Origin of the sequence: Borrelia persica No12 (assembly GCF_000500045.1) — a bacterium.
Taxonomy (GTDB): Bacteria; Spirochaetota; Spirochaetia; order Borreliales; family Borreliaceae; genus Borrelia; species Borrelia persica.
This window is the reverse complement of sequence record NZ_AYOT01000022.1, coordinates 1-1051: the sequence shown is the minus strand read 5'-3', so window position 1 is coordinate 1051 and position 1051 is coordinate 1. Positions and strand designations below refer to the sequence as shown.

1 protein-coding gene and 1 pseudogene are annotated in these 1051 nt (G+C 32.3%); both read left to right on the top strand.

Annotated features, from left to right (window positions below; translation table 11 throughout):
* A pseudogene (locus U881_RS0100395) lies at positions 1-397 on the top strand (hypothetical protein); the annotation flags it as partial.
* A 31-nt stretch (positions 398-428) separates the two neighbouring features.
* The coding region (locus U881_RS13000; protein WP_024652905.1) for a hypothetical protein at positions 429-1051 on the top strand (623 nt) is incomplete at its 3' end.

The window sequence follows — 1051 nt, the reverse complement described above, 5'->3', positions numbered from 1 at the left end:
TTCATCATTAACTACTGGAACTACTCTACATCAAAAGGTTGTGGAAGCTAAACGTAAATCTGAGGAGTACAAGGAAAAATTTGATGGATTTTATCAATTACTCTTACCACATAAGTTTTCACATCTCTTGTTAGATCTTTACAGTGAGCCTCAGTACATAACAGTAAAGGATGCACTTCTGAAAGACCATAATATAGTAACATCAGTATTTAAAGGACTTGAACATCCAGTTCTTTATGAACCTGATGAGACAGTAATGTTTGTGCCAATTTTGTCCGAAATATATTTTAGGAAGTTTGCATCTGCTGAGGGTGAGTATATTATTGCAACAATGCAGTCAGCAGGAGTTGTTCATTTTCGTCCAGAAGAAGTTGTTGAGATTACTATTAGTAGTTAGTTGTTTGGTTTTCAGAGAGATTTATTAAGATATGAATAATAGTATTTTTTTTAGCCAATTTATTGGCCATTATCATGGATGTATTTGTTCGCTTGTAGAAGAATCTGGGTTGGCAGGTTTGCTGCCTTATAAGGTCGTGATGAATAAAAGTGATCTTAGAGATGGGTGTTATGTCCATTATAAGATTGATAATGGTATTACTTCAAGTGATGGAGGTAATACTAATGATGATGCGAATATTTCAATTTTAAAAGAATTTTGCTACAAAATGCATTTATTTGATACAGTTCTATTTCTGTCACACGATATGTTAATGAATGGTAATATAAATGATAATAATATTAAGGATAGTTTAGGACGTGATCTTATTAAAAGTGTTTATTATTCGGTTGTTTTTGGAAACCCATCTATTAATATGGAAGGTATTGCAACACTTTCTGGTAGAAGTAAATTAACGCCTACACAGGCTTCATCATTAACTACTGGAACTATGTTATATGAAAAAGTTGTGGAAGCTAAACGTAAATCTGAAGAGTATAAAGAAAAATTAAATGGAGTTTATCAATTGATCTTACCTTATAGGTTTTCACATCTCTTGTTAGATCTTTACAGTGAGCCTCAGTACATAACAGTAAAGGATGCACTTCTGAAAGA